The sequence below is a fragment of the Moorena sp. SIO2C4 genome, from assembly GCF_010672485.1.
In the GTDB taxonomy this organism is placed as follows: Bacteria; Cyanobacteriota; Cyanobacteriia; order Cyanobacteriales; family Coleofasciculaceae; genus Moorena; species Moorena producens.
On sequence record NZ_JAAHGN010000337.1, the window covers coordinates 1 to 6,995 of the forward strand.

Here is a 6,995-nt window from a genome sequence, read left to right on the forward strand (position 1 = left end):
TAGTTTCTCGACAACCTCGGCAAAGACTTCCCCCTAGACCCAGAGAAAATTGTTATAGTTCCGGGTAACCATGACCTCAATTGGGAACTAGCAAAGCGGGGTTATCAGTTATTGGATCTCGAAGACTACGATGGTAAACCCAAAGAGGGTCACTACATCGAAGAGAGTCCAAATGTAATTCGAGTCCGAGATGAAGCCAAATACCAACAACGGTTTGCTCACTTCAGCCAATTCTATCAAGCTATCAAAGGTCAACCCTATCCCCTCGACTATGACCAGCAAGCCATTATCGACCATTTCCCAGAGCAAAACTTGCTGATCCTAGGACTAAACTCCGCTTGGGAACTGGATCATCACTTCAAAACCCGTGCTAGCATCAAATCCGGTGCTCTGGCCAACGCCCTGACCAAGATTCGCCGTAACCCAGACTACCGCAACTGCCCCTTGAAAATAGCGGTTTGGCACCATCCCCTCAATAGTGACGGAAGCGATCGCATTATTGACAAAGGCTTCATCGAACAACTGGCCGTTGCTGGATTTCGCTTGTTCCTCCACGGACATATCCATAAAGCCGAAACCAACCGTTTACATTACGACCTCAGCCGAGGTGGACGCAAACTCGACGGAATTTGTGCTGGCACCTTTGGCGCACCGAACTTTGAACTACGATCTGCTTATCCCTGGCAATATAATCTCTTGAAAATTAACGATAAAAAGCTTACTGTCTACACTCGCCGCCGGGAAGAACCCAATGGTGCTTGGAAACCTGATTCACGGTGGAGTCAGGGTCCGGGAAAAAATTCTTTGGATTATTATTGTATTGAGTTGTAATCAATTTTTGCAAAATCTATCCCTTAAAGTATTGAAGTAACTGTAAATGAATGGTGGAAATACCCCTGGCTATCTCCTCAAAAAGATAAAAAACGCACTGTGTAGTGCTTTCCCTAGTGAAATTAAATTAGCAATGATGCTAGACTACCAATTCAGTATAAATCTGGAAGAGATAGCTCGTGGTGGAGATTTGACTGATATTGTTTACAAAGTAGTAAAAGATTTTAAGACTAGGAATAGCTTAGAAAAATTACTTGATGGAGCACTTAACGAAAATCCAGATAATCCTGAATTAAGGCAACTATATTCTCAAGAATTTAACATTCCGCCTAGTTTAATAAGCATCTTATTTCCTTTACCAAACAATATTATCGAAGCAATGCAACAGGCTTATCAAGCTTGTTGTGCTGATAACTTCTGGGATGATTGGGAAGATGAACTCCCTGACAGTTTAGCTGAAATTCTAAAAAAATTGGATGATAAAGCTCAACAAAATGATAATGAAAAACATATTGTAAAATTTGTCGCTCGTTTATTCAAAACTGGAGATATTCCCGAGCAAACTGCTGAGAAACTCAAGCAATGGTTAAACAACAATGCTAATAACCCTTCTGATTTATTACCTAAGACTAGCAGTGACTCTCAAAATCATCAGCAACCAAATTTAGATGCACAACCTTATCTGCTTGTCAAGCTAGAATCCAGTAAACAATATCACCAACAACGTCAACCTAATTATCAAGTTTCAGCTTGGTTCATTCCTGACCTAAGTAATTATGATTACGTGCAAAATCATCAAAGCTGTAAATTTTTAGAGACTACACTAGCTGATGGAGAATCTGAACAAGATCTATTTTCTATTGAAGAGTTACCAAAGTTAATAGAATCTTTTTTAAATCAGTCACGTCAATATGACCGGGAATTTTGCGATGATACAATACTTGTATTTTCATTGCCTTATCAACTATTAAACTATGAAATTGAAAGAATTAATATTACAAATTATTTTGGTTTAACACTTCCTATATGTAAGGAGTATAAAGTAGTTATTCGATCTGTGAAACGTTTTGAGCGTTTCAGAAAATATCCTAAGGATTATTACCGAAAAACTTGCATCACAAAATGGAAAATAATCAAATATAGTAGTGAAAATAAATGCCATCAAGAATTTGTTGATGTTAGTAAATTTGATTTTAATTGGGAAAAGTTGCATGCTTATTTAAAACCAGAAAAAATGAAAAAAAAAGCGATAGCATTAAAATTATATAACCCCCCATGTGATAATATATTAAAAGTAATTGACACGACGGCAATCCCAGTTGCTTTATGGCTGAGAAAGAATGATTTTAAAACTATAAATTGTCAAGAGCAACTCAATCAATTACTCAAGTGTAAAATAAATGAACTTCCCGAAAAAGTACAAGAACAACGTTTAAAAGCTCCTAATGAAGACAATGGACAAGAACATATCGGACACCATCTTGCTCTTTTGTGGGAAGACCCCTATCTACTACCACCCCAGATTGACTATACAACCCTATGACTAATAAATCTTGGAAAATTTTTCGCGGAACTCCCGAAGAACCTCACAATGGCATTGAACGCCTGCCTGAGCCTCCTAGCTGGCGGAAATTTGACAAAAAAGAACGGGGTACAACCTATCAGACCAGGCCAGAGGAAATAGAGTTAGTTAATGCAGCGTTGTATCTGCGTCGTCCTTTATTAGTAACGGGAAAGCCAGGCACAGGAAAAACATCTTTGGCCTATGCAGTTGCTCAAGAGTTACAATTAGGAGAAGTGTTACGCTGGAATATTACCACTCGCTCCCATTTACAGCAAGGACTTTATAGTTATGATGCCATTGGTAGATTACAAGATGCTCAAGGAAGCGGCAAGGATAATTTAAGGGAAATTGGTAAGTATATTCAATTGGGTCCCTTGGGAACAGCGTTACTCCCCTCAACTTACCCGAGGGTATTATTAATTGATGAAATGGATAAAAGCGATATTGATTTGCCCAATGATTTATTGACTATTTTTGAAGAAGGAGAATTTGAAATCCCGGAATTAACACGAATCAGTGACCAGTTTCCAGACATTGTTGTCAAAACCTGGGATAATCAAACCACAACCATCCCCAGGGGAAAGGTAACCTGTGAAGCCTTTCCTTTTGTAGTCCTTACCAGTAACGGAGAAAAGGCATTTCCCCCAGCTTTTTTACGGCGCTGTTTACGATTAGATTTACGGGAACCAACTCCCAAGGAATTAGAAAAGATTGTAAAAGCTCATTTAGGGTTAGATACTCTTGAACAAGCCAAACCAATTATTGAAAAATTTATCAATCGACGGCAGAAAGGAGACTTGGCTACAGACCAATTGCTCAATGCCATTTATCTGTTAACTAACACAGTCAATACACAAGATTCTCCCATGGTTGACTCTCAAGACGAAGACAAAGACCAGAAAAAAGAAAGGTTAATTGACCGATTACTCCAGTACCTCAGTAGTATATAGTGTTTATCATAGCTATCAAGTAAACAGGATTTTTTAACTCTTGTCTCTTGCCTGCTCCCTGCTCCCTGCTCCCTAAAACCCAGAGATTTGTAGGTCATGATTATAAGAATTGCTATATAAGGGATATGGTTGGAAAAGCGATCGCTATTCTACAACAAGCAGGATTTGATTTAACTGCTCGGGAAATAGCAGAAATTTTTTGGTTGGCTATTCATCTAGACGAGTCAATACAGGAGTCAGAAGCATCAACGGTATCCCAAGAGGAATCACAGCAACCCCCAAACCCAACTCTAGATATCTTAGAAGAATCGTCATCTGAAGAGACAGAACCTGGTGATGATGTTTATCCACACTCTTCCAAACCTAAAAAGACTAAAGAAAGTGGAGAAGCAATTCCGATTAAAGTGCCAGCAGCGGTAGCATTGAGAAATAGTCTGGCGTTGGGACGGGCACTTCGTCCGTTAATGCGGAAAGTCCCATCTGCTATAGAAACGATATTGGATCAGGAAGCAACTGTTTACCAAATTGCCGAATCAAACATTTGGCTACCAGTTCTGAAACCTACTTCCGAAAGATGGTTAGAGTTAGCGTTGGTAGTTGAAAAAACTAGTTCAACTGCGGTTTGGAAACAGACAATTACTGAATTGCAAAATTTAGTAAAGCATCATGGTGCGTTTCGGGATGTACGCACGTGGGAATTAAGGATTACTGAAACCAAAGTAAACTTATTTCCTCAAACTAGCACCGGTCGGTATGATTCCACTCCCCATCCTCCCCAGGTATTAAATGACCCCAAGAAACAACGTTTAATTTTATTGGTGAGTGATTGTATTTCTGTGGCTTGGCGCAGACAATTAATTCATCCAGTGCTAGAGTTGTGGGGACGCAATGGTTTACTTACTATCCTTCAGCTACTCCCTGAACGGCTTTGGGAACGCACGGCTTTAGGTTCAGAAACACCAGTGCAATTGCATTCTCTTAGTCCTGGAGTTGTCAATTCTCAGTTGATTGTTAAACCTTGGGATGAAGATGACGTTGGACTTCTTTCAGAAGTCGGGAACAGGGAACAGGGAACAGGGAACAGTAAGTCTATTCAGAATAAATCCTCTGTCAATGTTCCGGTCATTACTCTAGAACCCTACCCCCTACTGGCCTGGTCACAGGTAATAGCTGGTCAGGGGAATGTTAGTACAGTGGGGTTTAACTTTGATGTATCCGAAAAGCCCCAAGCACAGAGAAGAGCAGTAGATGGTGAACTTACTCAAGCCCAACTCACAGCACCAGCATTAGTTAGTCGATTTCGTGCTACTGCTTCTCCGATGGCGCGTCGGTTAGCTGGATTAATGGCAGCTGCTCCGGTTAGTTTACCTGTAGTGCAACTAATTCAGCAAACCCTGCTACCAAAATCCGCCCAAATTCATGTAGCGGAGGTGTTTATGAGTGGACTGCTCCAGTCTATAACCCCTGTAGACCAAGATTCAAATCCCGATTATATTGAGTACGACTTTAAGCCAGGGGTAAGGGAATTATTAGTAGATTCTGTACCCATTAGTAAAACCATTTCAGTTATTGATAAAGTATCTGAGTTTGTTGCTAAAAAATTAGGGTTATCAGTACAGGACTTTGAAGCGTATTTACTTAAACCGGAAACTGCAAGTAATGATTGGTTAGAAGAAAAAATTCGTCCCTTTGCACACCTAAAGGCTCAAGTATTAAGGCGATTGGGAGGGGAGTATGCTCGTTTGGCTGAAGAACTTATTAAAAATAAAGAGTTAGTAGAAGAAGACAATAATGATGTTCAACAGCATTCCCTACCAAATGTTCAATTATCAGGGCGATTAATAAAAGAGTATGCTCGTTTTAATAAATCACGTTCCGCCTTTAAAACACCTATATCAGCTAATACTTTATCCAAAAATAGACTAACTGGAAAGCAATATCAACAATTAACGGATGCTTTATTTGAGGCTTTTCCATCAAAATCAAGACTTGCTGAATTAGTTGAATATAAATTCAGTAAAAATCTAGATGCTATTTCAATGGGAAACGACTTAAAAGAAATTGTATTTAAGTTAATTCAAGCCGCAGAAGCAGAAGGATGGGTTAATAAATTAATTGCAGGTGCCCGTGAATCGAATCCAGGTAACCCAGCGTTATTTACCTTTGCCCAAGAGTTTAATGTTGGTATTGTTATGCCGCCACAGCTATCAGCAAGAGGTAGATTAGAAAGACTTATTAAGAAAACCAATTCTTTTTTAGACGTAAATCTGTGGCGGGAAAAGTTAGGTCAAATTGAAGGGCAAGTCTGTCGTGTCGAAGTTACGAATAACGATAATAGTCGGGAATTTGGGACAGGTTTTGTGATTGCGCCCAATGTGGTTATTACTAATTACCATGTGGTGGAATCGGTAATTTTAGAGCAAGCCACCTCTAGCAATGTTATCCTGCGTTTTGACTACAAGCAGTTAGGGGATGGTAAAGTTATAAACCCAGGTACGGAGTATCGCTTAGTAGAGGATGACTGGCTAATTGATCACAGTCCTTATACCAACAATCCATTACCAACCCCTGACGAATTGGATTATGCCTTGCTGAGAGTAGATGGAGTTCCTGGGGAAGAACCGATTGGGAAAAATCCCGATCCCAATTCTTCAAAGCGCCAGTGGATTGAGTTACCACAAGAGCCATATTATCAGTTTTTGCCCAATACTCCACTGTTTATTGTCCAACATCCCGAGGCCGAACCATTACAATTGGCGTTTGACACCGAGGCTATTATTAATATTAACGAGAATGGTACAACTGTTAAGTATAAACTCAATACCGCACCCGGTTCCGCTGGTTCTCCATGTTTTGATATTAACTGGAATTTAGTAGCCCTGCATCATAGTCGTGACGCAAACTGGAAGCCTAGTTATAAAGCTGGCACTCTTTTCAGTGCTATTTGTGCGCGGTTAGAAAACCAAGGTCTATTAGCAGATTTACGTAAGGGTGAAGCAATGTGGTGAATGGTTGTCTGAACCTCTAAGCTACCACTAGCTTGGCAAATGTTAGCAAACGGCTGTATATTGTAATTTACTTTCTAAATGCCATGATTTACTCCGGTAATTCAGTGATCCAGGATTTATAAATTATTGACGAAGTCACCCCTTCAGTGAAATTAGGCAAAAATTATAATACAATTACCTTGCCATCTCCCCACACTTCCCTTCTTTTTTCTGCTCCCTACTCCCTACTCCCCACTCCCTAAATCCACAACTTGGGTAACTCACCCAATTAATAATTATACATACCAATAAAAAAAAATCGGTCAAGTTGTGGTTAACCCCAATCCTTGACCGAATTCTATTGTGTAAGCCACCACAAGTACAGCGGAGCTTAACTGAAATTTAGATACTGCTGATCAACGAATAAATTCCTCAGTGGTCAGTGGTCAGCTTTGTGGCACAGGCTTCCAGCCTGTGACCTAACCCATAAGCTGATAAATGATAGCTGATAACTGATAGCTGATAACTGATAGCTGATAGCTGATAGCTGATAGCTGATAGCTGATAGCTGATAGCTTAAACATAACCGCCACAATCCTAGTCGCCAGGGCGTCAAAACCCTGTCTTGATGCAGTCGCTCTTGGGGGTCTCCCCCATGAGCGA

Annotated in this window: 5 protein-coding genes; 4 read left to right on the forward strand and 1 reads right to left on the reverse strand. The window is 40.1% G+C overall.

Translation table 11 applies throughout. The features are described 5' to 3' along the window. The first annotated feature begins 111 nt into the window (after nt 1-111). The 4 genes from F6K20_RS18070 (at nt 112) to F6K20_RS18085 (ending at nt 6,353) form a co-directional block, all read left to right on the forward strand. Nucleotides 112-831, forward strand: coding sequence for a metallophosphoesterase family protein (locus F6K20_RS18070; RefSeq protein WP_353736775.1), 720 nt, complete (start codon nt 112-114; stop codon nt 829-831). Between the two features lie 46 nt (nt 832-877). Then, complete coding sequence (locus F6K20_RS18075; protein ID WP_287295553.1) at nt 878-2,374, forward strand: VMAP-C domain-containing protein; 1,497 nt, start codon at nt 878-880, stop codon at nt 2,372-2,374. Then, nucleotides 2,371-3,345, forward strand: coding sequence for an AAA family ATPase (locus F6K20_RS18080; protein ID WP_287295555.1), 975 nt, complete (start codon nt 2,371-2,373; stop codon nt 3,343-3,345). Before F6K20_RS18075 ends, F6K20_RS18080 begins: the two co-directional genes overlap by 4 nt. A gap of 125 nt (nt 3,346-3,470) precedes the next feature. Next, nucleotides 3,471-6,353, forward strand: a complete 2,883-nt coding sequence (locus F6K20_RS18085) for an SAV_2336 N-terminal domain-related protein (protein ID WP_287295557.1) — start codon at nt 3,471-3,473, stop codon at nt 6,351-6,353. Between the two features lie 418 nt (nt 6,354-6,771). Here the strand turns inward: F6K20_RS18085 and F6K20_RS18090 are convergent. Next, the coding region (locus tag F6K20_RS18090; RefSeq protein ID WP_287295559.1) for a hypothetical protein at nt 6,772-6,995 on the reverse strand (224 nt) is incomplete at its 5' end.

Excerpts from the sequence above, each read along its gene's own strand:
- F6K20_RS18075 (WP_287295553.1), top strand. The coding sequence starts at position 878 with ATGAATGGTGGAAATACCCCTGGCTATCTCCTCAAAAAGATAAAAAAC.
- F6K20_RS18080 (WP_287295555.1), top strand. The coding sequence starts at position 2,371 with ATGACTAATAAATCTTGGAAAATTTTTCGCGGAACTCCCGAAGAACCT.
- F6K20_RS18085 (WP_287295557.1), top strand. The coding sequence starts at position 3,471 with ATGGTTGGAAAAGCGATCGCTATTCTACAACAAGCAGGATTTGATTTA.